The organism is Sphingomonas sp. FG14, from assembly GCF_057809675.1.
The window spans coordinates 22,393-45,628 of the sequence record NZ_JBMDKK010000003.1; the positions used below are offsets into that span (position 1 = coordinate 22,393).

Sequence of the window (23,236 nt, forward strand, 5' to 3'; positions counted from 1 at the left end):
TGGCATCAGCGCACCACGGGCAACTCAATGTACGATGCATTCTCGCCGTCATGGTGGACGCTGTTGTCCGCCACCACGCCCTTGGCTTCGCTCTCGTTCGGACCGCCCGTGTTCAGGTTGCGCACGAATTTGGGGAAGCTGGACGAACTGACCTCGACGCGGATGCGGTGGCCGGCGCCGAACTGGATGCTCGTCGCCATCGGGGTCGGGCGGATCGTGTAGACCTTGCCCGGCTCCATCATCTTCGGCTTGTCATATCCGTCGCGATAGCGCGCGCGGAAGATCGTGTCGGCGATGATCCAGGCGGTGCCGTCGGGCGCCACATCGACCAGCTTGACCGTATAGTCGGTATCCTTGGCGCTCGACGAGACCTTGAGCACCGCATCGACGAAGCCGCTGACGTTGACCGGCGCCTTCAGCGGTTCGCTGGTATAGACGAGCACATCGTTGCGCGTTTCCACGCCGCGCTGATCGAAAGCACCCGGCACGACGATCCCGCCATTGCAGCAGTCGCCACCACCCACGGTCTGCACCGGATTCATCGGATCGTAGCGGTAGCGATCGGCGGCTTCGCCCCTGGGCGGTGCGGTGGCTTCGAGCCGGCCATCGCCGTTCAGGCTGTTGGCGCCGCCGGCGCTGCGCAGATAAAGGCGCATGGGCTCAGCTCCCTTGGGCGGCCAGCTCGCCGCGTTCTGCCAGCGATTGGCGCCCATCTGGTAGAATTGCACGCGCGGCGTGGCGGCCGGCCAGGCGGCGGCATTGCCCTTCAGCCAGCGATCGAACCAGGCGAAGATCGTGCCGCTGGTGTCGAAGCTGGTATCGCCCATGTCGCGTTCGCCGACGACGGTCTTGGGCCCTTGCTGCCAATATTGGCAATGCGGCATCGGGCCGATCACCGCATATTGGTTGGCGCTCGCTTCCTTGTCGGTGCCGGCCGCCTGAGCATGGTTGAACAGTTCCAGATTGGGCCCGATCGAGACGTCGTACCAACTGTTGAACCACAAGGCCGGTACGCCCCAGCCCATATCGTCGTGATACAGGCCGCCCTTGCGCCAGGCGGGATCGGCGGGGCTGCGTTTGATGAACTGCTCGAAGGTTGCGGGCGGCTCGCCGAGATCGGAGAGCATCTGGTCCACCGGCAGATGTTTGATCTGCTTGTTCCAGTCGACCTTGGGCTTGGTCGCGGCAAGGTCGTTATAGCTGGCGATGCGCGCACGCATCGCGGGATCGAGCCCCTTGGGCAGTTCGGCGCGCAGCGGATTGTCGACGCCGTAGAGCCAGACGAAGAACAGGTTGCGCGGCACGCCGCCGGTGTACCAATTGCCCTGTTCCTGGAAGCGGCCGACCTTGCCGATGCCCGCGCCCGATGCCATCGGCACCATCGCCGCATGCGCCGGATGGTTCTGCGCGGCGAGCGCAAGCTGCCATTCGGCGGAGGAGGAGCACCCGAGCGTGCCGACCTTCTGGTTCGACCAGGGTTGCTTGGCGATCCAGCTCAGCGTGTCGTAGCCATCGGTCTGCGGATAGCCCAGGATCTCGTATTTCCCTTCCGAGAAATAGCGGCCGCGCTCGTTCTGGACAATGAAGACATAGCCGCGCTTGACCGCTTCCAGCGCGAGCTGTTGCGTCATGCCGCGCAGCACATGCTCGTTATAGGGCGTCTTCCACAGGATTACCGGCAGTGGGCCTGTCGCGCCCTTGGGTTTGTAGATGTTGGTCGACAGGCCGACGCCGTCGCGCATCGGCACGAGCACGGCGGTTTCGGCGGTGGCGGTCTCCGCCATCTCCTTGGCCGCCGCTTCAGGCGTGTATTTGGAATAATCCTGTGCCGCGACAGGCATGTGGAGCGTCAACGCCACGGACATGGCTAGGACGGTGCGCTTCATCCGACAATCTCCCCTAATTCTATGCGGCAATTGTCTCGATAATCATGCATATTGTCAAGAAATCGGCGCAATCAGGACATGTTTTTCTTATTTGAAAATGCGGCGTCAGGGCGCGATGCCGAGCCCGTCGCCATTCTTGCCGGCAGGGATGCGCCGGAGCACGGTGCCGCTTTTCATGTCGACCTCGGCGATCTCGTTGCGATAGGTTTCGGCCGCGTAGAGGCGCTTGCCGTCGCGCGAGAACAGGATCGTGACCTGGCCCGCATCCTTCTGGCCGCTCACCGATATCGTCTTCAGCACCTTGCGCTTCGCGACATCGATCAGCGTCAGCGTACCCGATTCGAGATTGGAAGTGACGGCGGTCTTGCCGTCCGGGCTGATCGCGACACGGATCGCCACCGGATCGACGGGCAGTGTCGCGACGGTCTTGAGCGTCGCGGTGTCGACGATGCGGACATGGGGCGCCGACAGGTCGCCGACCCAGAGCTGCTTGCCATTGGGCGTCAGCGCGATGCCCTCGGGGCGCCCGCCGACCGCGACGTCGGCGATCTTCACGCGCTTGTCGATATCGATCACGCTGACGCTGCCCGACGCGATATTGGCGACATAGGCCCGTCCGCCAGTGGGCGCGATCGCCACCATGTGCGATCCGTTCTGGTTCGTAGCAACCGCGCTGACGGCGCCGGTCGCCGGATCGACCAATGTCAGCGACTTGCTCTTCTCGGTGGTGACGACCAGCCGGCCGTCGCGCAGCCAGGCGATGCCATGCGGCGCGACATTGGGCGACAGGTCGATCCTCTTGACCCGGCTGGCGCTCGCGACGTCGAAGATATCGAGCGTGGTGCCACCATAGGCCACGACCGCCGCCTGCTTGCCGTCCGGCGAGATCGCGATCTCGTGCGGCATATGCGCGGTTTCGACGCGCGCGCGTTCCTTGCCGGTGGCGAGATCGATGAAGCTCACCGTGTCCTCCGCCTTGTTGCCGATCAGCAGGGTCTCGGCGGCGGCGGGGGTGGCAAGGGTGAAGCTGGAGGCAAGGCTCAGGGCCAGCAGGACGAATGGGCGCATCGGGTCTCTCCTTTGCGCGGATGAATACGCAGGAACCGCGCAAAAACAAAGCGCCGCCCCGGTGGACCGGGACGGCGCTTCGTTTGACTTGCCGTGCTGCTTATTTGCGCGCGACGGGCGCCGCTGCTGCCGCGTTCTCGGGCAGGCCGCCGAGCTGGGTGACCAGCTTGGTATAGGCGTCGAGATAGGCGAGCACGATGACCTGGCCGATCTCGGTGTTCTGATAGCCGCCGCCGCCGGCCGCGGCGAGGCCGCCGCCCCAAAGCGCGCCGCCGCCGCCGCCGAAGCTGACGTCCGACTTGCGGGCATAGCCTTCGGTCAGCGCTTCTTCCTCGGTGGTGCGGCCGTTGACGATCGAAAGCGTGACGTTCGCTTCCTTCTTCTTGACGGAGATGCCGCCGGCGATGCCACCGATCACGCGGCCAGCGCCGCCGAACAGGCCGCCGAGCGCGCCGCCGAGCGCGCCGCCCGCGCCGCCGCCGCCGCCATTGGCGTTCGCGCCGACGATGTTGGGCTCGAGATAATAGTCAGCCGCTTTCACCTGGCCCTTGCCGAGGTTCGATCCCGCCTGCAGTTCGCCCGAGTCGGCCATGGCGCGTTCCATCGCGCGGCTCTGCATCGCACGGCCGCGATTGACGATCGTGAAGCAGCCAGACTGCTGGACGAACACCTTCAGGATCGCTTCGGGGCTGCCGAGATTATAGTCGCGCCACCACTGGGTGTCGGGCTCGACGATTGCGACCGAGCCGAGCTTGCGGGTGCAGCGCGGAATTTCCTGCGTTCCGCGCGACTGCTCCTGGCGTGCGGACGAGCCCTTCGTATCCTTCGCCAGCGCTGGCGAAGCCGCGATGCAGAGCGAGGATGCGACAAGCAACGAAGTCAGTTTGACGGACACGATATTCTCCCCAATCAAAATCGGCACCTTGTTGCGTGTGATCTTCCACGCCCCCCGGAAGCCGAGATGCAAAATCCTGTGCGCGACCCGCTTGTTGACGGTGTGACGCCGCCATATCATCAAAGCCGCAAGTGCGTAAGTGCTCTGGATCACATGACGGGCTTCGTCATCAATTGTTGGTCGATGACATCTGGCGGCAGCGATGCTAGGCGCGCCCGATGACTCCGCTCGACAAGATCCGCAACTTCTCAATCATCGCGCATATCGACCATGGCAAGTCGACGCTGGCCGATCGGCTGATCCAGCGCACCGGCGGCCTGTCCGAGCGCGAGATGTCCGCCCAGGTTCTCGACAATATGGAGATCGAGAAGGAACGCGGCATCACCATCAAGGCGCAGACCGTGCGCCTCGACTGGAAGGGCTATGTCCTCAACCTGATGGACACGCCGGGCCATGTCGACTTCGCCTATGAAGTCTCGCGCTCGCTCGCTGCCTGCGAAGGCGCGCTGCTGGTCGTCGACGCCGCGCAGGGCGTCGAGGCGCAGACGCTCGCCAATGTCTATCAGTCGATCGAGCATGATCACGAGATCCTGCCCGTCATCAACAAGATCGACCTGCCGGCAGCCGAACCGGAGCGCGTGCGCGCCGAGATCGAGGACATCATCGGCCTCGACGCGTCGGAAGCCGTGCTGGCGAGCGCCAAGTCCGGTATCGGCATCGACGAGATCCTCGATCAGGTCGTCGCCAAGATCCCGCCACCCAAGGGCGATCGCGACGCGCCCTTGAAGGCGATGCTCGTCGATAGCTGGTACGATCCCTATCTGGGCGTCGTCATCCTCGTCCGTGTCATCGACGGCGTGCTGAGGAAGGGCCAGCAGATCAAGTTCATGCAGGCCGGCACCACGCACCTGGTCGACCGCACCGGCTGTATGCGCCCCAAGATCGAGCAGCTTCCCGAACTCGGGCCGGGCGAGATCGGTTTCATCACCGCGCAGATCAAGGAAGTCGCGCAGACCATGGTCGGCGACACCATCACCGACGCCAAGAAGCCCGCGGCCGAAGCGCTGCCTGGCTTCAAGGAAGTGCAGCCGGTGGTGTTCTGCGGCCTGTTTCCGACCGACGCGAATGATTTCGAGAAGTTGCGCGAAAGCATCTCGAAGCTGCGGCTCAACGATGCCTCGTTCAGCTTCGAGATGGAGACGAGCGCGGCGCTGGGCTTCGGGTTCCGCTGCGGTTTCCTGGGGCTGCTCCACCTGGAGATCATCCAGGAGCGGCTGACGCGCGAATATGATCTCGATCTGATCACGACGGCGCCGTCGGTGGTCTATCACCTGACGCTCACGCATGGCGGCGGCCAGCTTGAACTGCACAATCCGGCGGACATGCCCGATCCCAACCGGATCGAGGAAATCGAGGAACCCTGGATCGAGGCGGTGATCTACGTGCCCGACGAATATCTGGGTCCGATCCTGAAGCTGTGCCAGGACCGTCGCGGCATCCAGAAGAACCTCACCTATGTCGGCGGCCGCGCGCAGATCACCTATGAACTGCCGCTCAACGAGGTCGTGTTCGATTTCTACGATCGGCTGAAGAGCATCAGCCGGGGCTATGCCAGCTTCGACTATCACCAGATCGGCCATCGCGCCGGTGACCTCGTCAAGATGAACATCCTGGTGAACAACGAACCGGTGGACGCGCTCAGCATGATCGTCCACCGCAGCGCCGCCGAAGCGCGCGGGCGCCATATGTGCGAGCGGCTGAAGGACCTGATCCCGCGCCATCTGTTCAAGATTCCGATCCAGGCGGCGATTGGCGGCAAGGTGATCGCGCGCGAGACGATCGCCGCGCTCCGCAAGGACGTGACCGCGAAATGCTATGGCGGCGACATCAGCCGCAAGAAGAAGCTTCTGGACAAGCAGAAGGAAGGCAAGAAGCGGATGCGCGAATATGGCAGCGTGAGCATCCCGCAAGAGGCCTTCATCGCGGCGCTGCGCATGGGGGATGACGCCTGATGGCCGAGCGCTTCGAACGGCATCGCCAGCCCTGGACGAGTGACGAGATCCAGAAGCTGCACCAACTCGCCAAGAAGGGCATGGCGCTGAAGGCGATTTCGAAGGCGATGACGCGCAGTGAGGAGTCGATCAAGGATCGCGCCAAGCTCGACGGGCTGAAGATCGCGAAACTGCGCTGATCGGCCACCCACCTGTTAAAAGTGCCAAAAGGGTAAATATTCGTAGGTGTCGCGCAACCATATTCAATATTGGATATGGCAAATCCGGGCTGAATCCTTGCTGTGGGCTGAATGAGCGTCCGATCGCGCGCCTCGGGTCATTATTTCCTGCGACTGTGGCAGTCCTGCATCAGTTTGAAAAATAAAGAACCCATCGTCATCGCAGTGCAACATTTGGGCCTTTAAGGGGCCGCCGTGCTGTTGCAGTGCAACCTAGGAGTTCGGATCACGAGTCGGCTTTGAGGGAAGACGACCGGGGGTCCATCAAGGGGACTATCCATGAAGAATATGCTTTACGTCGGTGTAGCCGCTGCTGCGCTCGCGATTCCGGGCGCGGCGTTCGCCCAGTCGACCGGCTCGATCGACTTCGACGAAAACGAAATCGTCGTCACCGGTGCGCGCACCGACAACGGCGTCGCCGGCGTGATCGCGCCCGACACGAGCAAGGCCAAGGCCGTGCTGACGCAGGAGTTCATCGGTCGCCAGGCGCCTGGCCAGACGGTCAACGACATCATCAACCAGCTTCCCGGTGTCTCCTTCCAGAACAACGATCCCTTCGGTTCGGCGGGCGGCAAGCTCTATATCCGCGGTTTCGACAATACGCGCATCAGCCAGACCTTCGACGGCGTGCCGCTGAACGATTCGGGTAGCTATGCGCTTTATTCGAACCAGCAGGTCGATCCCGAACTGATCGAGCAGGTCAACGTCAACCTCGGTTCGACCGACGTCGACAGCCCGACCGCGGCGGCTTCCGGTTCGACGGTCAACTATCGTACGCGTAATCCCTATCAGGATTTCGGCGCGAAGATTGCCGGCTCGGTCGGCGAATATGGCTTTTTCCGCGTATTCGGTTCGGTCGATACCGGCGAGATCGGCCCCTGGGGCACCCGCGCGTTCTTCGCCGCGAGCCATGCCGAGAACAACAACGTGTTCAACCTGACCGGTCCGGGTCGTAATGTCGGCCGCATCGACAAGCAGCAATATAACGCCCGGATCTATCAGCCGATCGGCTCGAACGGCGACTTCATCTCGATCGCGGGTCACTACAATCAGAATCGCAACAATTTCCTCGGTTCGGTCTCGCTGCGCACCGATGCGAACCTGGCGGTCACCAACCGCTTCCCGCTGACCAAGGACGAGCGTTTCTACGAAATCGCGCGCTGCCAGATCAACACGGTGGCGCGTCCGGGCGTGGCCGACCTGGCGAACACCTGCGGCTCGACCTTTGACGAGCGTTTCAACCCGTCGAACACCGGCAATATCCGCATCGCTTCGAAATTCACGCTGGCCGACGGCCTCGTCCTGACGGTCGATCCGAGCTACCAATATGTGAAGGCGAATGGCGGCGGCACTGCAACCGCCCGTGAAGGTTTCTTCGATGTTGATCCCGGCGCGGCCGTTTCCAATCGCACCGGCTATATCGGCGGCTCGCCCTATTTCGGTCGCGATCTCAACGGTGACGGCGACATCCTCGACCAGATCCGCGTGCTGGCGCCCAGCCAGACCAAGACCAAGCGTTTCGGCGTGATCGCGTCGCTCCGTTACGACATCAACGAGCACAACACGGTCCGCGTCGCCTATTCCTGGGATCGTGCGCGCCACCGCCAGACCGGCGAGACCCAGTTGCTCGATCTCGACGGCGGCCCGCTGGACGTCTTCCCGGTCAACGATCCGCTCAAGGATCGGGACGGCAATGTCCTGCAGAAGCGCGATCGCCTTTCGTACGCGATCCTGCATCAGTTCGCTGGCGAATATCGCGGCGAGTTCTTCGACGAGCGCCTGACGGTCAATGCCGGCCTGCGCGCGCCGTTCTTCAAGCGCGAGCTGAACAACTATTGCGCGACGACCAGCGTGTCGGGCTTCGTCGACTGCTTCGGCACGAACGCCACGGCGCTGGCGGATTATCTGGCTAAGAACCCGACGGTTGCGATCGCCGGCGGCACGTCGCCGCGCCAGGGGCCGCAGCAGCGCGTGTTCAAATACGACAAGCTGCTGCCGAACTTCGGCCTGACCTATGACGTCACCGATCGGGCGAGCGTCTTCGCCAATTATTCGCAGGGCCTGCAGGTTCCGCGTACCGATACGCTGTACAACTCCTTCTTCTATCCCGCCGGCACGGAGCAGGCCAATCCGCGGCCTGAGACCACCACCAATTTCGACCTGGGCATGCGCTATCGTTCGTCGAAGCTGATTGCGCAGCTGTCGGTGTGGTACACCAAGTACAAGGATCGCCTCGCGGAGGCCTATGATCCCGAACTGGATCGCAGCGTGTTCCGCAACCTGGGCACCGTCAACAAGTACGGCATCGACGGCAGTGTTTCGTATCAGCCCATTCCGGAGATTTCGCTCTACGCCTTCGGTTCGTACATGAAGTCGGAAATCCAGGACGACCTGCTGATCACGGAACTCGTGAACGGCAATACGATCACGCCGATCTATTCGCCGACCAAGGGCAAGCGGGAATCGGGTGCGCCGGTCTTCACGCTCGGTGGTCGCGTGCAGGGCAACCTCGGCCCGCTCGAATTGGGCGTCCAGGCGAAGCGCACCGGCAAGCGCTATGTGAACGACTCCAACCTGCCGATCTACACCGGCGCCAACAGCACCGTCGTGTTCCCGGCCGCGACGCCGGCCTATACGCTGGTGGATCTGGATGCCCGTCTGTCGCTGGAGTTCCTGGGTCTCAACGACAAGACCTATTTCCAGCTCAACGTCACGAACCTGTTCGACAAGCTCTATGTTGGCAGCTTCGACGGCGGCAACCAGTCGCCGATCTATACCAACAATAGTCTGAGCGGTTACACCTCGCCGATCTTCGTGCAGATCGGCCCGCCGCGCACGGTGATGGGTTCGCTCGTCGTCGCGTTCTGATCGCGAGCCAATGGTTCATAGCAGGACCGCCGTCCCGAAAGGGGCGGCGGTTTTGCTTTATATGCGGGTCAAGGGCCGGGTTAATCGGCTTCCGCCGCCCTCGAATAGAGGCTCTGCCTGGGCCGTTCGAACAGCTTCATCACCATCGGTTCGAAGAAATCGAGCGGCGCGCTTTCATAAGCAGGGTCGAACGCGGTCTGATCGTATTTCTCGCAAAATTCCGCGCAGGCCTCGAAATGCGGATGGCCACGGAACTTCTCGCGCAGATCGCGGTCCATGCCGAGATGGTGGAAGAAATAATAACCCTGGAAAATGCCGTGCTGGGCCGTGATCCAGTGAACTTCCTCCGATACGAAGGGCCTGATGATCGCGGCGCCGATATCGGGGTGGTTATAGGCGCCCAGCGTGTCGCCGATATCGTGGATCAGCGCCATCACCACATAATCGTCGGATCGTCCGTCGCGATGCGCGCGCGTCGCGGTCTGTAGCGAATGCTGGAGCCGATCGACCGGGAAGCCGCCATAATCGCCGTCGAGCAGCTTGAGATGATCGAGCACGCGACGGCCGCCCTTGGCGGCGAACGGGATGAAATGGCTGCTGATCGCCTGCCAATCGGCCTGGGTGCCCTCGGTCATCGCGGTGAATGTCGCGCGATCATGAGTCTGGTCGTTCATTGATCCTCTCCTCCGGCGGAGAGGATAACGCCGAATCCGCTCAAGTTGCAAAACGCGACCTGATCGCCCGCCATAGCCATTCTCCCGCCAGTGCCGCCAGCATCGTCGCGCCGGTCAACGGGAACAGTGCGCCCACTGTCAGCATGATCGCGGCGACGCCCCGGCTGGCGCGGCGGTTGTCGGCGCGGGGCGGGGTTGTGAGGCGGCCCGCGCGGCGGCGCTTCCACCAGAGGATCGGTGCACTCAGGCCAAGCAGCCATGCGCCGATGCAGCCGGCGAGCATGACCAGCCTGTTGACCTCGCCATAATGCTGGCCTTGATGGACGGCGATGCCCCATTCGATCGCCTGGGCACCCCGCCCGAATGTCGCATAGGGCGCATCGAGCAGCACCCGGCCATCGGCGGCGTCGAGATAGAGCACGCGCGCATCGCCGGCGCGTGTGGCGGCTGCCGCGACCAGATAGGGCGCGGCGGGTTCGGCGGGTGGCGTCAGGCTCCAGGCAGGCCCGATCCCGCGCGCAGAGGCGATGGCGATCGCGCGGTCCGGGCCGATATCGGCGCCGCCATGTCCCATCGGATGGCCGCGATGCTGCATCGACCATGGCAGGGCGGGATCGGCGGAGCCATGATCGACATGCTCGCCGCGCGCCGGCCCCGGTGCGGCCGGGCGTCCGCCGCCGGAGGCTGTGACCGCGCCGCGCAGCCAGCCGCCCCAATAGCCGGACCAGGGCATGCCGCTGACGGCGAGGAACAGGATCACCGCGCCGACCAGCGCGCCGGTAGAGGCATGGAAATCACGCCAGAACAACCGTTGCCCGACGCGGCCGCGCAATGCGAGCGCGCGTTGTCCTGCGCGTGGCCACCAGAGATAGAAGCCCGAAAGGCAGAGCAGGATCACCCAGCCTGCCGCGATCTCAATCACAGCATTGCCGACGGGGCCGGTGATCGCCAGGCTGTGCAGCCGCTTCACCGTCTCCATCACGCCGCCCTCGGCGGTACTGCCGAGCACCTGGCCGAAGGCGGGATCGACGAACAATGTCCGTCGTTCGCCGTCGGGTCGGACCAGGGTCATCCGCCAGCTCGCGTCCGGATCGGCAGGTCGCTCGATCCGCGTCACGCGCCCCGGAGCCTGAGCCGCGACGTGATTGAGCATCGGCGCAAGTGCCGTGGGTGGCCCGGTGAACTGACGTTGCGTCCATGCGCCGTAGACGACGCGCTCCAGCTCCGCTTTGTAGAGATAGAGCGCGCCGGTCGCGGCGAGCCACATCAACATGGGCAATATGATCAGCCCGGCGTAGAAATGCCAGCGCCAGACCGCGCGATAGAGCGACTCCCGCATGGTGCCCTCAGAAACGGGCGTTGACGCCGACGGAGACCGCCCGGCGTTCGACGGGGTAATAAAGCGCCTGGGCCGGGCCACTCACTTTCACCACTGCAGATATATCTCCGACAGCTTTTTTACCGGTCAGGTTTCTGGCATCGAGGAACAGCGTGATGCCCTGGCGCAGTTCGGCATGGGCGGTGGCGCCAAGCAGCGCATAACCATCGGTGCGAACGCTGTTGGCATAATCGGCCCAGGCGCCGCGTGGCACCCATTCGACATTGGGTGTGACGGAGAAACGGTCGCCGCCAAGCCGGAGCGCCGCGCGGTACAAATGCGGAGCAATGACAGGCAGGCGATTGCCGCCAAACTGGACGTCGCCGCGGAAACGGAAATCGGCATATTGCCAGCTCTGGCGCAGCCGCGCCCAGCGTGTGAGATCGAGATCCAGTCCCGCCTCCACTCCCCGATGCCGTGTGCGGCCCGCATTGAAGGTCGCGGCGGGAATCAAGCCCGGTATAATCGAATATTGCAGCAATTCGCCCTTCAGGTCGGCGCGATAGAGGCTGATGTCCCACCGGGCCGGGCCCCATTCGCCGCGCGTGCCGATCTCGGCTGTCCAGGCCGTCTGCGCATCGAGCGGGACAAAGCCGGGGACCGGCTGTGCCTGCGCCAGTTCGCTGAAGCCGGGAATCTCCGCCGAGCGGCTGTAATTGGCATAGAACTGCAACGTCGAACCCGGCTCGAACAACAGGCCGATCTTGGGTGAGAACTGGCTGAACGACTGGCTGTCGCTCGCGACAGGGTTGAAGCGATTGTCCACCGAACGCCGCCCCTCGACATGGACGGCGCCGGCGATCAGGCTGAGCGTGTCGATCGGCCTGAAGCGCAATTCGCCATAGAGATCGATCGTCCGCGCGCTCTGGCGGGCATCTGCGGTCGGTGCACCGCGTCGCCCCGCCACATTGGCGAACTGCTTCGCGGCCACATTTCCCCAACGTGCGGTGCCGCCAAGCGTCAACGCGAAACGCCCCCAGTCGCGATCGTAACGGGCATAGCTGCCCCAATCGGTCGATTTCTGGTCGATCACCTGGAAGATCGGATGGAAAAGCTGCTTGGCGTTGAGGAACAGGCCGATATCGAGCGTGCCGTCGCCAAGCGCGAAACGTGTCCGGTTCTGCAGGCGGATCGAATCGATGTCGCGCTGCTGATCGCCGGTGATGTTGGCCGGCAGCGAGGTGGCGGGGTTGGTCAAGACATCGGCCATCGACAGCGCGCCGGGCAGGTCCTGCCGGATCTGCTGGACGCTGGCGTAGAAGCGCGTTTCGATCCGGTCGGTCAGCCTGATGCCGACATTGCCGTTGAAGCGTAGCGCCGAGCGGCGGGCATGGTCGCGATCTCCGTCGGACCGGTCGGCGGCGAGCGCCACCCAGGCATCGGCGCGGTCGTCGGAGAAGCCGGCCGAGGCGAGGCCGCGAAGCGTGTCGAAGCTGCCGCCGTCGATACGCAGCGTGATGCCAGGCGCGGTCCGGCCGGTCGGCGTCACCGCGTTGATCGCGCCGCCCAGTGTCGAGCTGCCGAAGCGCAGCGCGTTGGATCCGCGATAGACCTCCAGATGCGACATGATCGTCGGATCCAGTTCCTGGAAGTCGCCATTATTGTCGGCCATGTTGATCGGAATGCCGTCCTGCAGCAGCGTGAGGCCGCGCATGTGGAAGCCCCGGCTCAATCCGGAGCCGCGGATCGACAGACGGACCTCCTGCCCGAAGCGCGGCTGGGTATAGACGCCGGGGGAAAAGGCGAGCGCGTCGCGCAGCGAGACCGCCGCCTTGTCGGCATAATCCTTGGCGGACACGACGTTCGCGCCGCCGGGCGTGCGCGTCGTTCGCGCCTCGGCGTCGTCCAGACGATCCGCGGTGACGATGATGGGTTCGGCCGTGGTTTCGGGGCTGTCCTCGGCAAGGGCGGGGATGGCGGACAGCAGCAGCGACGCGCTGGCAAGCGCGTGGGAAATGCGGGGCATGGAAAGACCTTCCTGAAAACGGGATCGGCCCGCGATCATGCGGGCAGGCTGGGTTTTCAGACGGTGACGGGTGGTCCGGTCGCGGGTGGCGGCGGTGCGGAGAGGCCGCGGCCGATGGAGATAATGGCGGGGAAGCTATCTGGCTGATCGGCCGGAATGGCGTGCGATGCGACGATCGCCGGCGGCGGTGCGTCGGCAACCGCCAGTGCGAGACCCGAAAAGGCGCAGGGCTGGTCGTGGCGCGGATCTGATTTGGGCGTGCCCTGCTTATGAACGTCGCCCGAGCGATCGACCCATGCGACGACGCGTCCTTCGCCCGTGCACAGCGTGATCCGGGTCATGCCATCGGCGCCGACCATCGGCATCCACCCGGTCGGCACAAGAATCCGGAGCATCAGCGCGGCTGCGAGGATCCAGAGCGCGAGCGCCCTGTTTCGTCCCGTGAAGCTGCGCCGCCATGCGTTCATGGGCCGCGCCTATGCGCGCGGGCGCGGGTGGGTGCAATGGGTTTCGCGATGGTGGGGCGATTTGACATATTGCCGGCGACCGGACGAGCAGCCTGCGGCTTCACCTTCGCGCCGTGACGCGATACAGCGGCGCGATGGCGAGCATCGGGCTCAAGCAACGGCCGTTCTTCGACGACAAGAACCGGGCTTTCTGGAACCTTCAGTCGGCGGGCTGGGCGGGCTATCTCGTGCTGCGCGCGCTGTCGGGCTTCTCGAACGGCTTTCCGCTCGAATTCCTGGTGCCGTTGCTGATCCATGTCGTCACGGGCTATTCGCTTACGCTCGTGCTCGGCGTGATCTATCGCATGGTGATCAGTCGCGCGCGCATCGTCACCTGGGGCGTATCGGTGGCGGCGATCCTGATCGCGACCTTGCTGTTCGCGGTGATCGATGCCTGGGTGTTCTCGACGATCAACAAGCCCGATACGCCGCTGGCGACCAATCTGGTGCTCGGCACGCTGACGCTCGATTTCACGATCCTCGCGGCCTGGTCGGCGCTTTATTACGCGATCAACTTCTACCTGATCGTCGAGGAGCAGGCCGATCAGCTCGTCAAGCTCGACGTCCAGGCGACGTCGGCGCAACTCGCGATGCTGCGTTACCAGCTCAATCCCCATTTCCTGTTCAACACGCTCAATTCGATCTCGACGCTGGTCCTGCTCAAGCAGACCGAACGCGCCAACACGATGCTCTCGCGCCTGTCGTCGTTCCTGCGCTACACGCTGGCCAACGAGCCGACCGCGCAGGTGACGCTGGCGCAGGAGGTCGAGACGCTGAAGCTGTATCTCGAAATCGAGAAGATGCGCTTCGAGGACCGGTTGCGCACGCATTTCTCGATCGAGGATGGCGCAGCGAAGGCGCGGTTGCCTTCGCTGCTGCTTCAGCCGCTTGTCGAGAACGCGATCAAATATGCGGTGACGCCGCAGGAAGAGGGCGCCGACATCTCGGTCGATGCGCGGTTGGCCGGAGATCGGGTGCAGATCACCGTGTCCGATACCGGCCCGGGGTTGAAGGAGAACGCGATCAGGCCCAGCTATTCGACCGGAGTGGGTCTCGCAAATATTCGCGACCGTCTCGCCCAGGCCTTCGGTCCCGAGCATCGTTTCGATGCTGGTTCGAAACCAAGTGGCGGGTTCAGCGTTACGCTAGAGTTCCCGCTCATATTGGAAGAACAGCCGAAAGTGGCCGCATGACGATACGCACCATTCTGGTCGATGACGAATCCCTGGCGATTCAGGGCTTGAAGCTGAGACTGGAAGCCCATGACGATGTCGAAATCGTCGATACCTGCCTGAATGGTCGTGAGGCCATTCGTTCGATCAAGACTCATAAGCCCGATCTTGTCTTCCTCGATATCCAGATGCCTGGTTTCGACGGCTTTTCCGTCGTTCAGGGCCTGATGGAAGTCGAACCGCCCCTGTTCGTTTTCGTCACCGCCTATTCCGATCACGCGATCCGCGCGTTCGAGGCGCAGGCGATGGACTATCTGATGAAACCGGTCGAGCCCGAGCGGCTTGCCGACACGCTTGATCGCGTGCGCCAGCGCCTTGCCGAGAAGCGCGGCCAGGAGGAAGTGGAGCGGCTGAAGGAAGTGCTTTCCGAAGTCGCGCCCGATGCGGTCGACCAGATCGCCAGCGATAGCGACGCGCACGCCGCCAGCCGCTACGAAAAACTGATCAACATCAAGGATCGCGGTCAGATCTTCCGCGTCGATGTGGATTCGATCGAGCGGATCGACGCTGCCGGCGATTACATGTGCATCTATACCGGCGATAACACGCTGATCCTGCGCGAGACGATGAAGGATCTGGAGAAGCGGCTCGATCCGCGCCGCTTCCAGCGCGTCCATCGTTCGACCATCGTGAACCTCGATCTGGTCAAGCAGGTGAAGCCGCATACCAATGGCGAATGTTTCCTGGTGCTCGATTCGGGTGCGCAGGTGAAGGTCAGCCGTTCCTATCGCGACGTGGTGGCGCGCTTCGTCCACTGATCGTCATGGACCAGCATCTCGCCCCGGCCGGTCCGGGGCGGGACGCCAGGAGCCTCAATCTTCCGGTGCATCATCGAGAACCTGCACTGTTCCCACGGAATAGCCTTTCTCGATCATTTCCTTGCGATAATCGCTGCGCGCATCGGCGAGTTCGCGCCGATATTCGCTCCAGGCCTCTTCACGATCGCTGGGTTTGCGCGCGCGGCGCAGATCGCTGGCGAGCTCGCGCCGAGCTTCGCTGAGATCGGTCTGATAGTCGCGCCAATAGGCATTGTCGGGATCGCCCGGTGCCGGGCTGTCATGGGCGATGGCGGGCGCTGCGAGCGCCATTCCGCCCAGGGTGAGCGCGATCATGGTAACCTGCATGGCTCGTCTCCTCATCGTTGAACACCGCCCGCCAACGGATCGCCATCGCGTCTTCTACCGGGGCTTGCGCCGGGCCGTGGCGGCACCGGGCTGATGCGATGATTCCGCAGGCAGGTGCTTAAGCCACGGTTCGTCCGGTGCCGCCTAATCGGGGCGGGTGATGCACAATATCGTTTCATTTCGCGGCGGGCCGAGACGCAGTCAGCAGGGATATTATCGTCGGACTGGATGGGGGCGGGGCAGGCGCCCACGCCGGCCCGGATTCTTCATATTGTTGCTTGCCGCTTGCCTGGCCGGGCTGGGCTATACGCAGATCGATTTCCGGATCGATCCGGTCGCGGTGGATACGGCGGCACCGCCCGCGGAGCATGCCCAGCCCGATGGCCTGGCGGCGACTGGAGCGGGCCGGGCGGCGGTTCGGTTCGGACTCTGTCACAGCGGTGGCGGGCGCAACTGCGTGGTCGACGGCGATACCTTCCGGGTGGACGGCGCGAAAATCCGAATCGCCGATATCGATACACCCGAAACCCATCCGCCGCGTTGCGCGGAGGAGGCTGAACTGGGCGCACGTGCGACGCGCCGTCTGCAGGCCTTGCTCAACCAGGGGCCTTTCGAGTTGGAAATCAGCGGGCGTGCCACGGATCGTTACGGTCGCCAGCTCCGCACGGTTACGCGTGATGGCAGGTCGATCGGTGACCTGCTCGTCGCCGAAGGCCTGGCGCGGCCCTATGGGCGTGGCCGGCGATCCTGGTGTGATTGATCATGCATCCTTGCGGCACGATCGTGCGTTGAGCGCGGGCATTCGAAGGAGATAGTCCATGACCGACACCAGCCGCATCCGCGAACATATGGAAGTGATCGGCGCCGACGGCGTCCATGTCGGCACCGTCGACAAGGTCGATGGGCACCGGATCAAGCTGACCAAGGCCGATAGCGGGCAAGGCCGCCACGAAGGGCATCATCATTTCATATCGATCGGCCTTGTCGCCGACATTGAGGGCGACAAGGTTCGCCTGTCCGCGAACGGCGACGTTGCTGTGACGTTCGAGGAGGAAGAGGCCGGCTGATCGCCCGCGCTCGGATCCGGGTTCAGTCCTCCACGATCATGCTGTTGCGCCGCGTATCGGGCACCAGCAGGAACGCGATCGTCGCGATGCCGATCAGCGCGGTGATATACCAGTAGAAGGCCGCCTCGACGCCCTGGTTCTTGAGCCAGAGCGCGACCGTCTCGGCGGTGCCGCCGAACGCGGCGTTGCCGATGGCATAGGGCAGGGCGACACCCAGCGTGCGGATATGGGCGGGGAACATCTCCGCCTTCACCACCGCGCCGATCGCAGTGTAGGGCGCGATCGCGACGAGCGGGATCAGGCTCAGCACAAAGGCGACGGCCGCATCGGTGGTCGTGGACAGCATCGTGAACACCGGTACGGTCACGATCATGCCGGTGATGCCGAACCAGAGGAGCAAAGGCTTGCGCCCGATCTTGTCGGACAGCAGGCCGAGCAGCGGCTGGAGCAGCATGAAGACGACGAGCGCCAGGGCGGTGATCTGTGTGGCGGTCTCGCGGTCGAAGTCGCTGGTGTTGACCAGGAATTTCTGGAGATAGGTGGTGTAGGCGTAGAAAGCCGATGAACTGCCCGCCGTCATCATCACGAGCAGGATCGTCGGGCGCAGATGCGCCTTCACCAGATGCCGTGCCGACGAGGTAGGCAGATTCGTACGGTCCATCGCCTGGAACGCCGCGGTTTCCGCCAGATTGCGACGTAGCAGATAGACGGCGAGTGCGAGCAGGGCGCCGATCAGGAAGGGGATGCGCCAGGCCCAGCCCTCGATCGCGGCCTCGCTGAGCACCGCCTGCATCACCAGCAGCACGGCGAGCGCGGTCAACTGGCCGCCGATCAGCGTCACATACTGGAAACTCGAATAGAAGCCGCGCCGGTCGCGTGTCGCCATTTCGGAAAGATAGGTGGCGCTCGCGCCATATTCGCCGCCGACCGAAAGCCCCTGCAGCATGCGCGCGAACAGCAGGATCAGCGGCGAAAGCGCACCGGCCTGATCATAGGTCGGCGCGATCGCGATGATCAGCGAACCCGCGAACATCAGCCCCACCGATAGCGCCAGCCCGGCCTTGCGGCCGTGCCTGTCACCATAGATGCCCATGATCCACGCGCCCAGCGGCCGCATCAGGAAGCCGACGGCGAAGATCGCCGCGGTGCTCAGCAGTTGCGCGGTCGGATTGCCTTTCGGAAAGAAAGCCGGCGCGAAATAAATGGCGAGCGACGCATAGGCGAACCAGTCGTACCATTCGACGAGATTGCCGGCCGATCCGCCGATGATGGACTTCAGTCTCCTGGCTTCGATCGACATGCATCCCCCTGTTTCGACACCTTATGTGCGGCGCCGTCGCGACGGGCAAGCGCGGTCGCGCGACGGGTGCGGCTTGTGCCGGTCGGGCCAGCGCCTATGCTGGCGCCGGTATCGGTGGTTCTGGAAGGATTGGAATGCGTAAGGCCTGCCTCGTATCGGTAGTCGTCTTGGCGGCGCTTGGCGGGTGCGTCCGCCCGAGCGAGCCTGCTCCACCGCCGCCGGCACCTCCGCCGCCCGTTCCCGCGCCCGCGCCGGTTCCGCCACCGCCGCCACCTCCCGGAGAATGGACGGATCGTGCGGCGACACCGGGCGACTGGAGCTATCGCGACGTTTCGGGCGGTTCGGTTGCCCAGTTCGGTCTGCCTGGTGTCCCGCCGCGTTTCGCGGTGCGCTGCGAAAAGGCGTCGCGGCGCATTCGTTTCGAGCGTTCGGGTGTGCTCGATCCGGGGAGCAGCGCACGGTTGACGCTGACGTCGACGGCTGGGACCGCGAGCTATGCGCTTGCCAATATCGGCGGTTCGCCGCCGAGCGTGGGGGCATCGACCGCAGCGAACGACGCCTTTCTCGACAAGCTTGTCTACACGCGCGGCCGCTTTCTCGTGCGGGCGGACGGGGCGGAGGAAATGGTCCTGCCAGGCTGGGCGGAGGTCGCGCGGGTGGTGGAGGATTGCCGGGGCTGACGCGGCTCGGCGCGAAGCGTTGAATCTTGCCCAGAAAAAAAATCAAAACAAGTCTTGTGTCGCGAATCGCGATGATTCACACATGGGGCGTGCCAAGAGGCACAAGGGCTTCAACAAGCGAAAGGAGGTGATCCGATGTCTCATGGTTCAGCAATGAGGTCGGTTCAGTCCGTTCGGGGGACGCGCGGCTAATAGCGCGATAAATGGTCTCCCGGGCTGGATACTCCGGCCGCTGACCATGTTAGGGGGTTGCCGGGCCGTCAGGCCCGGCAGCCTCTTTTCATATCCGGCATGATTGATAATGAAGCGATGCGGACGGCAGTCCGCGAGGAAATTAAGAGCATCGTGTGGAAAAAGCCTGCCACCGCGGAGTCGAGGCTGGGAATCTGCATTCCGTAACAGCGATGCGATCACGACCATCCGAGCGGCTCGTGCGTTTCAGATTTCGCGCGGCCTTCACCAAGGGTTGATCGCCGCTACGGTGCGGATTGTCTCAAAACCGTAATTTTCGGCTGGGTCTTTACCAGTGATTCACCCACTTTCCCTACACCCTCGCGGATGGATTTTGCATTCGCCCGGTTCGAAAGGCTGCTCGCGCGGCCACTGGGAGTGGTACCCGATTTTCCGGTACTGCTCGCCGGGCTTTCCGCGCGCCAATCGGTGACCGCGACGGCGCGGTGCCAGATCCTGATCGAGCGCGACGCGGTGGATACGGGGCCGTCGCACGACCCGATGATCATGATGTTCGCCGATGGCGCGGCGATCTCGCCGGCCGAACTCAGCGGCAGTTTCAATATCGCCGCGGCTCGCCGCATTTCATCCGGACTGCAAACATGACCGGAATATTTACTCTCCGGGTTTAGGCTTATTTCAACGTCCCTGGTGTAACGCGATTCAGCACATTGACAGACCGCGAACTGGTTTGAGGTAGGAATGATCGAAAATCAGAAGATAAGGCCCGCGCAAGTGATCGGTCCGCTCGGCGAGCCGCTCACGCTCGATACGCTGCCGCCGCCGTCGACGACCCGCTGGGTCGTTCGCCGCAAGGCCGAAGTGGTCGCGGCCGTCAACGGCGGCTTGCTGACCGTCGATGAGGCGTGCGAGCGTTATGGCCTGACTCTCGAGGAATTTGCTGGCTGGCAGCGGGCGGTCGATCGCTCGGGCATGCCCGGTCTGCGTGTGACGCGCATCCAGCATTATCGTTCGCTGTACGAACGGCAGCAGCGTTACTGAGCTTCCCGTAGGCCCAGCCGGCTGATTTCACCCCACCCGCCAGACGATGGCGCGGTGGGGTTTTTCTTGTCCGGCAGCTATTTGCGGCCGTGACGCCAACGGAACAAAGGCCATGGGCCAATCGTATTGTCCTTGCTCAGGCCATCCGGCGGTCAACGGATGGCAGCGACAGGAGGACCTTCCATATGAGTATCATTATTTGGCTCATCGTGGGTGGCATTATCGGCTGGCTTGCCAGCATCGTGATGCGTACCGACGCGCAGCAGGGCATTTTCCTGAACATCATCGTCGGTATCGTCGGTGCGTTCATCGCCGGACTGTTCGTTACCGGCGGCTCGATCAACAATGCGGGTTTCGACGCGCGTTCGCTGATCGCTTCGTTCGTCGGCGCGATCGTGTTGCTCGGGATCGTCAATCTCGTGCGCCGTGGCCGGCTGCGCTGATCGGTTGAACCCGAAGAAAGAAAAGGCCGCGCGGGTTGCCCGCGCGGCCCTTTTTTTGCCCGCCGTGATCGGCGTTGACGTCATTCGAGCTCGAAGCTGACCGAAACGGTGATCCCGACCGACTGTTCGCCGGCCACCACCATCGTATCGGCTTCCTTGCCCGCCATGTTCGCGCGCATATAGGCGATCGGAGGCGGCGGTGCGTATCCGCCCGATTCACTGATCGACAGGATGCGCTTCACCTTCAGGCCGGCGGCGCTCGCGTAAAGCTCGGCGCGCGCGCGCGCCTTGCGGATCGCGTCGGTGCGCGCCTCGTCCTCGGCTGCCTCGGGCTTGTCGATCTGGAGGTTCGGGCCGTTGATTTGGTTGGCGCCCTGCGCGACCAGCGCGTCGAGGATCGCACCGCTCTTGGCGACGTCGCGGAAGCGGATCGAAACCGTGTTCGTCGCCTGATAGCCGGTGATCACCGGGGGCACATTCTCGCCATAGCGATATTGCGGATTGAGGCTGATCGTGGCGGTGGCGATGTCGCGTTCGGCAACGCCCGCCTTGCGGAGGGCGGCGACGACGCCGGACATGCGCTGCGCATTCTCGCGCATCGCGCCGGCTGCGTCGGCCGCTTGTGTGACGACGCCGGCGCTGATCACCGCGATGTCGGGCACGCGCTTCGTCTCTCCGGTCGCGACGATGTCGAGGCGCGTCCCCTGGAGGACGGCGACGGGCACCGGAACGGTCGTCTGCGCCGCCAGGGTGGCGGGCGTCAGGGCAAGGGCGGCGAGCGCCACGGCGATCGGGGCCTTGGTCATGAACTCATATACTCCTCTGTTCCGCCAAAACGCGGCGGTGCCGCTGCATAAGCAGAGCGACGCTGCACGGAAGCTTAATGGCGCGTGCGGCCGGTCATGATCAGGCGGTAGAGGATGAGCAGCACGATCGAGCCCAGCGTGGCGCCAAGAATCGTCTTCCACAGGCTAGAGGGTTCGCCGGGTTCGGAAAGGCCGATGATCTGCCCCACATAGCCGGCCAGCACCGCGCCGGCGATGCCGATCAATATGGTGACGAAGAAACCACCCGGATCCCGGCCGGGCATGATGAACTTGCCCAGCGCGCCCGCGATCAATCCGACGAAGATCCACCAGAAAATGTCCATCGGCCGTTCCTGCTGTGCAGTTTCTGCGCATGTTGTTTCGTCAATGCACGGCTTTGGCAAGCCGTAACGTCAGATAACCACAAGCTTGAGTGATAATGTTCGATTGATGGCCGGTAGGGGCATTGAGTGCTTGCTGCTTGGAATTATTGCCGGAATCGCTACGGTTCCGCTTGATCGGCGACGTCATCAGGCGCAGAGGCGCCCGTCCTGCAATGGTCGCGCCGTATTCGGCGGAAAATCCTGGTTCGACTTTCCGTGCCCGGCACGAAAAGTCCTGCTTGAGACTACTGACTTATTGATGTAATACACCGCCGTCCTGGGAACCGGCACGAAGCTGAAGGCAGAAGATGATGAACTACGAGACGCGTTTGACGGCCAACCAAGGCGTCGAGCTGCTTTCCGATGAGGAGGCCGCGCGCCAGGCTCGGCGTCGTCGCATGATGATCGGCGTCGTCGCGCTGATCGCCGTCGCCTTTGCGGGTCTGCTTGCCTACAGGGCTTTCTTCGGCGGCGCGGGAACGGATGCGGCGCCCAGCCAGGCTATGCCCGTGGTGACGGTGATCCAACCCGGCCAGCAGGCGGTCGATCACGTGATCTCGGTCACTGGCACGCTGGCGGCGCGCCGCGAAATGCCGGTTGGCGTCGCGGGCGAGGGGGGCATGGTGTCGCGCGTGCTGGTCGAGCCCGGCCAGTGGGTGTCGGCGGGCCAGGTGCTCGCGACCATCGATCGCTCCGTCCAGGTCCAGACCGACGCCCAGCTTGCCGCGCAGATCAATGTCGCCCGCGCCGATGCGCGACTTGCCCAGTCCGAGCTCGAGCGCGCCCAGTCGCTGGTCGCGCGCGGCTTCGTTTCGAAGGCCGATGTCGATCGCCGGATCGCGACGCGCGATCAGACGGTCGCGCGCGTGCGCGTGGCGGAGGCATCGCTCGGCGAATCGCGTGCGCGTACCGCCCGGCTGGACATCCGCGCCCCCGAAGCCGGCCTCGTGCTGACCCGCAACGTCGAACCGGGTCAGGTCGTCAGCTCGGGCAGCGGCGTATTGTTCCGCATGGCCAAGGGCGGCGAGATGGAATTGCTTGCGCGGTTGAGCGAAACCGACCTGTCGGGCCTGCCGGTCGGCGCGCAGGCGGCGGTCACGCCCGTCGGCACCGATCGCAGCTTCACCGGCCGCGTGTGGCAGGTGTCTCCCGTCATCGATCCGGCGACGCGCCAGGGCATCGCCCGGCTCGTCCTGCCTTACGATCCCGCCATCCGCCCCGGCGGCTTCGCCACGGCCCGGATCGTGCGCGGAACGCAGCAGCAGCCGCTGCTGCCCGAATCCGCAGTGCTGAGCGATGAGAAGGGCAATTTCGTCTATCTCATCGGCAAGGGGAACAAGGTCGAGCGCCGTCCGGTGACCACCGGCACGGTGACGGCGACCGGCATCGCGATCACCTCCGGCCTGAACGGCAGCGAGAAGGTGGTGATGCGCGCCGGCGGCTTTCTCAACCCGGGTGAAACCGTCAAGCCGGCCCTGGCGGGCAAGAACTGATATC

24 protein-coding genes are annotated in these 23,236 nt (G+C 63.9%); 12 read left to right on the forward strand and 12 right to left on the reverse strand.

Annotated features, from left to right (window positions below; all coding sequences use genetic code 11):
- Positions 1-5 precede the first annotated feature (5 nt).
- The 3 genes from ACODTA_RS12400 to ACODTA_RS12410 form a co-directional block, all read right to left on the reverse strand.
- Positions 6-1,886, reverse strand: coding sequence for a CocE/NonD family hydrolase (locus ACODTA_RS12400; protein ID WP_489066227.1), 1,881 nt, complete (start codon positions 1,884-1,886; stop codon positions 6-8).
- Positions 1,887-1,991: 105 nt separating this feature from the next.
- On the reverse strand, positions 1,992-2,954 hold the full coding sequence (locus ACODTA_RS12405; RefSeq protein WP_489066228.1) for a YVTN family beta-propeller repeat protein: 963 nt from the start codon (positions 2,952-2,954) through the stop codon (positions 1,992-1,994).
- Positions 2,955-3,054: 100 nt separating this feature from the next.
- Positions 3,055-3,828, reverse strand: a complete 774-nt coding sequence (locus ACODTA_RS12410; protein WP_489066748.1) for a CsgG/HfaB family protein — start codon at positions 3,826-3,828, stop codon at positions 3,055-3,057.
- A 239-nt stretch (positions 3,829-4,067) separates the two neighbouring features.
- Here ACODTA_RS12410 and lepA point away from each other — a divergent pair, with 239 nt between their 5' ends.
- The 3 genes from lepA to ACODTA_RS12425 all read left to right on the forward strand — a co-directional run bounded on the left by lepA (position 4,068) and on the right by ACODTA_RS12425 (position 8,947).
- Positions 4,068-5,861, forward strand: a complete 1,794-nt coding sequence (gene lepA / locus ACODTA_RS12415; protein WP_489066229.1) for a translation elongation factor 4 — start codon at positions 4,068-4,070, stop codon at positions 5,859-5,861.
- The gene (locus tag ACODTA_RS12420; RefSeq protein ID WP_489066230.1) at positions 5,861-6,040 is read left to right on the forward strand and encodes a hypothetical protein; all 180 of its coding nucleotides are present in this window, start codon (positions 5,861-5,863) and stop codon (positions 6,038-6,040) included. The genes lepA and ACODTA_RS12420 overlap by 1 nt, the downstream gene beginning before the upstream one ends.
- A gap of 318 nt (positions 6,041-6,358) precedes the next feature.
- Complete coding sequence (locus ACODTA_RS12425) at positions 6,359-8,947, forward strand: TonB-dependent receptor (protein WP_489066231.1); 2,589 nt, start codon at positions 6,359-6,361, stop codon at positions 8,945-8,947.
- Between the two features lie 80 nt (positions 8,948-9,027).
- Here ACODTA_RS12425 and ACODTA_RS12430 read toward each other — a convergent pair whose 3' ends face one another.
- The 4 genes from ACODTA_RS12430 to ACODTA_RS12445 are packed head-to-tail and all read right to left on the reverse strand — an operon-like array spanning position 9,028 to position 13,432.
- The gene (locus tag ACODTA_RS12430; protein ID WP_489066232.1) at positions 9,028-9,621 is read right to left on the reverse strand and encodes an HD domain-containing protein; all 594 of its coding nucleotides are present in this window, start codon (positions 9,619-9,621) and stop codon (positions 9,028-9,030) included.
- Positions 9,622-9,661: 40 nt separating this feature from the next.
- Positions 9,662-10,960: a PepSY-associated TM helix domain-containing protein gene (locus ACODTA_RS12435; RefSeq protein ID WP_489066233.1), complete on the reverse strand. Its 1,299-nt coding sequence runs from the start codon at positions 10,958-10,960 to the stop codon at positions 9,662-9,664.
- A gap of 7 nt (positions 10,961-10,967) precedes the next feature.
- Positions 10,968-12,965 (reverse strand): TonB-dependent receptor family protein, encoded by a 1,998-nt coding sequence (locus ACODTA_RS12440; RefSeq protein WP_489066234.1) that lies wholly within the window; start codon positions 12,963-12,965, stop codon positions 10,968-10,970.
- Positions 12,966-13,021: 56 nt separating this feature from the next.
- Positions 13,022-13,432 (reverse strand): hypothetical protein, encoded by a 411-nt coding sequence (locus tag ACODTA_RS12445; protein ID WP_489066235.1) that lies wholly within the window; start codon positions 13,430-13,432, stop codon positions 13,022-13,024.
- Positions 13,433-13,566: 134 nt separating this feature from the next.
- Here ACODTA_RS12445 and ACODTA_RS12450 point away from each other — a divergent pair, with 134 nt between their 5' ends.
- Together ACODTA_RS12450 and ACODTA_RS12455 are read left to right on the forward strand one after the other, a co-directional pair.
- A complete protein-coding gene (locus ACODTA_RS12450) occupies positions 13,567-14,664 on the forward strand; it encodes a sensor histidine kinase (RefSeq protein ID WP_489066236.1) in 1,098 nt (365 codons plus the stop codon).
- The gene (locus tag ACODTA_RS12455) at positions 14,661-15,461 is read left to right on the forward strand and encodes a LytR/AlgR family response regulator transcription factor (RefSeq protein WP_489066237.1); all 801 of its coding nucleotides are present in this window, start codon (positions 14,661-14,663) and stop codon (positions 15,459-15,461) included. The genes ACODTA_RS12450 and ACODTA_RS12455 overlap by 4 nt, the downstream gene beginning before the upstream one ends.
- A 54-nt stretch (positions 15,462-15,515) precedes the next feature.
- Here the strand turns inward: ACODTA_RS12455 and ACODTA_RS12460 are convergent, their stop codons facing one another.
- Complete coding sequence (locus tag ACODTA_RS12460) at positions 15,516-15,827, reverse strand: hypothetical protein (protein ID WP_489066238.1); 312 nt, start codon at positions 15,825-15,827, stop codon at positions 15,516-15,518.
- A gap of 271 nt (positions 15,828-16,098) precedes the next feature.
- On the opposite strand from ACODTA_RS12460, the gene ACODTA_RS12465 reads away from it, so the two are divergent.
- Both ACODTA_RS12465 and ACODTA_RS12470 read left to right on the forward strand, forming a co-directional pair.
- Positions 16,099-16,587 (forward strand): thermonuclease family protein, encoded by a 489-nt coding sequence (locus tag ACODTA_RS12465; protein WP_489066239.1) that lies wholly within the window; start codon positions 16,099-16,101, stop codon positions 16,585-16,587.
- Between the two features lie 58 nt (positions 16,588-16,645).
- Positions 16,646-16,894 carry a DUF2171 domain-containing protein gene (locus tag ACODTA_RS12470; RefSeq protein ID WP_489066240.1) on the forward strand — a complete coding sequence of 83 codons (249 nt, stop codon included), beginning with the start codon at positions 16,646-16,648 and terminating at the stop codon, positions 16,892-16,894.
- 22 nt (positions 16,895-16,916) lie between these two features.
- Here the strand turns inward: ACODTA_RS12470 and ACODTA_RS12475 are convergent, their stop codons facing one another.
- Complete coding sequence (locus tag ACODTA_RS12475; protein ID WP_489066241.1) at positions 16,917-18,194, reverse strand: MFS transporter; 1,278 nt, start codon at positions 18,192-18,194, stop codon at positions 16,917-16,919.
- A gap of 134 nt (positions 18,195-18,328) precedes the next feature.
- Here ACODTA_RS12475 and ACODTA_RS12480 point away from each other — a divergent pair, with 134 nt between their 5' ends.
- The 4 genes from ACODTA_RS12480 (at position 18,329) to ACODTA_RS12495 (ending at position 20,550) form a co-directional block, all read left to right on the forward strand.
- Positions 18,329-18,874 carry a hypothetical protein gene (locus tag ACODTA_RS12480; protein ID WP_489066242.1) on the forward strand — a complete coding sequence of 182 codons (546 nt, stop codon included), beginning with the start codon at positions 18,329-18,331 and terminating at the stop codon, positions 18,872-18,874.
- Between the two features lie 558 nt (positions 18,875-19,432).
- Positions 19,433-19,711, forward strand: a complete 279-nt coding sequence (locus ACODTA_RS12485) for a hypothetical protein (protein WP_489066243.1) — start codon at positions 19,433-19,435, stop codon at positions 19,709-19,711.
- Positions 19,712-19,807: 96 nt separating this feature from the next.
- Positions 19,808-20,107 (forward strand): CtrA inhibitor SciP, encoded by a 300-nt coding sequence (gene sciP / locus ACODTA_RS12490; RefSeq protein WP_222993335.1) that lies wholly within the window; start codon positions 19,808-19,810, stop codon positions 20,105-20,107.
- Between the two features lie 185 nt (positions 20,108-20,292).
- On the forward strand, positions 20,293-20,550 hold the full coding sequence (locus ACODTA_RS12495) for a GlsB/YeaQ/YmgE family stress response membrane protein (protein ID WP_489066244.1): 258 nt from the start codon (positions 20,293-20,295) through the stop codon (positions 20,548-20,550).
- 80 nt (positions 20,551-20,630) lie between these two features.
- Here the strand turns inward: ACODTA_RS12495 and ACODTA_RS12500 are convergent, their stop codons facing one another.
- From ACODTA_RS12500 to ACODTA_RS12510, 3 genes are all read right to left on the reverse strand, one after another.
- Complete coding sequence (locus ACODTA_RS12500; RefSeq protein ID WP_489066245.1) at positions 20,631-21,356, reverse strand: SIMPL domain-containing protein; 726 nt, start codon at positions 21,354-21,356, stop codon at positions 20,631-20,633.
- Positions 21,357-21,430: 74 nt separating this feature from the next.
- Positions 21,431-21,700 carry a GlsB/YeaQ/YmgE family stress response membrane protein gene (locus ACODTA_RS12505; RefSeq protein ID WP_489066246.1) on the reverse strand — a complete coding sequence of 90 codons (270 nt, stop codon included), beginning with the start codon at positions 21,698-21,700 and terminating at the stop codon, positions 21,431-21,433.
- Positions 21,701-21,740: 40 nt separating this feature from the next.
- Positions 21,741-21,887 carry a hypothetical protein gene (locus ACODTA_RS12510; RefSeq protein ID WP_489066247.1) on the reverse strand — a complete coding sequence of 49 codons (147 nt, stop codon included), beginning with the start codon at positions 21,885-21,887 and terminating at the stop codon, positions 21,741-21,743.
- Between the two features lie 163 nt (positions 21,888-22,050).
- On the opposite strand from ACODTA_RS12510, the gene ACODTA_RS12515 reads away from it, so the two are divergent.
- On the forward strand, positions 22,051-23,232 hold the full coding sequence (locus ACODTA_RS12515) for an efflux RND transporter periplasmic adaptor subunit (RefSeq protein WP_489066248.1): 1,182 nt from the start codon (positions 22,051-22,053) through the stop codon (positions 23,230-23,232).
- Positions 23,233-23,236 lie beyond the last annotated feature (4 nt).

What these genes read in the sequence shown, in the direction of transcription:
- ACODTA_RS12400 (WP_489066227.1), bottom strand. Translation starts at nt 1,886, where the DNA reads ATGAAGCGCACCGTCCTAGCCATGTCCGTGGCGTTGACGCTCCACATG.
- ACODTA_RS12405 (WP_489066228.1), bottom strand. Translation starts at nt 2,954, where the DNA reads ATGCGCCCATTCGTCCTGCTGGCCCTGAGCCTTGCCTCCAGCTTCACC.
- lepA (WP_489066229.1), top strand. Translation starts at nt 4,068, where the DNA reads ATGACTCCGCTCGACAAGATCCGCAACTTCTCAATCATCGCGCATATC.
- ACODTA_RS12420 (WP_489066230.1), top strand. Translation starts at nt 5,861, where the DNA reads ATGGCCGAGCGCTTCGAACGGCATCGCCAGCCCTGGACGAGTGACGAG.
- ACODTA_RS12425 (WP_489066231.1), top strand. Translation starts at nt 6,359, where the DNA reads ATGAAGAATATGCTTTACGTCGGTGTAGCCGCTGCTGCGCTCGCGATT.
- ACODTA_RS12430 (WP_489066232.1), bottom strand. Translation starts at nt 9,621, where the DNA reads ATGAACGACCAGACTCATGATCGCGCGACATTCACCGCGATGACCGAG.
- ACODTA_RS12435 (WP_489066233.1), bottom strand. Translation starts at nt 10,960, where the DNA reads ATGCGGGAGTCGCTCTATCGCGCGGTCTGGCGCTGGCATTTCTACGCC.
- ACODTA_RS12440 (WP_489066234.1), bottom strand. Translation starts at nt 12,965, where the DNA reads ATGCCCCGCATTTCCCACGCGCTTGCCAGCGCGTCGCTGCTGCTGTCC.
- ACODTA_RS12445 (WP_489066235.1), bottom strand. Translation starts at nt 13,432, where the DNA reads ATGAACGCATGGCGGCGCAGCTTCACGGGACGAAACAGGGCGCTCGCG.
- ACODTA_RS12450 (WP_489066236.1), top strand. Translation starts at nt 13,567, where the DNA reads ATGGCGAGCATCGGGCTCAAGCAACGGCCGTTCTTCGACGACAAGAAC.
- ACODTA_RS12455 (WP_489066237.1), top strand. Translation starts at nt 14,661, where the DNA reads ATGACGATACGCACCATTCTGGTCGATGACGAATCCCTGGCGATTCAG.
- ACODTA_RS12460 (WP_489066238.1), bottom strand. Translation starts at nt 15,827, where the DNA reads ATGCAGGTTACCATGATCGCGCTCACCCTGGGCGGAATGGCGCTCGCA.
- ACODTA_RS12470 (WP_489066240.1), top strand. Translation starts at nt 16,646, where the DNA reads ATGACCGACACCAGCCGCATCCGCGAACATATGGAAGTGATCGGCGCC.
- ACODTA_RS12475 (WP_489066241.1), bottom strand. Translation starts at nt 18,194, where the DNA reads ATGTCGATCGAAGCCAGGAGACTGAAGTCCATCATCGGCGGATCGGCC.
- ACODTA_RS12480 (WP_489066242.1), top strand. Translation starts at nt 18,329, where the DNA reads ATGCGTAAGGCCTGCCTCGTATCGGTAGTCGTCTTGGCGGCGCTTGGC.
- ACODTA_RS12485 (WP_489066243.1), top strand. Translation starts at nt 19,433, where the DNA reads ATGGATTTTGCATTCGCCCGGTTCGAAAGGCTGCTCGCGCGGCCACTG.
- sciP (WP_222993335.1), top strand. Translation starts at nt 19,808, where the DNA reads ATGATCGAAAATCAGAAGATAAGGCCCGCGCAAGTGATCGGTCCGCTC.
- ACODTA_RS12495 (WP_489066244.1), top strand. Translation starts at nt 20,293, where the DNA reads ATGAGTATCATTATTTGGCTCATCGTGGGTGGCATTATCGGCTGGCTT.
- ACODTA_RS12500 (WP_489066245.1), bottom strand. Translation starts at nt 21,356, where the DNA reads ATGACCAAGGCCCCGATCGCCGTGGCGCTCGCCGCCCTTGCCCTGACG.
- ACODTA_RS12505 (WP_489066246.1), bottom strand. Translation starts at nt 21,700, where the DNA reads ATGGACATTTTCTGGTGGATCTTCGTCGGATTGATCGCGGGCGCGCTG.
- ACODTA_RS12510 (WP_489066247.1), bottom strand. Translation starts at nt 21,887, where the DNA reads ATGACGTCGCCGATCAAGCGGAACCGTAGCGATTCCGGCAATAATTCC.
- ACODTA_RS12515 (WP_489066248.1), top strand. Translation starts at nt 22,051, where the DNA reads ATGAACTACGAGACGCGTTTGACGGCCAACCAAGGCGTCGAGCTGCTT.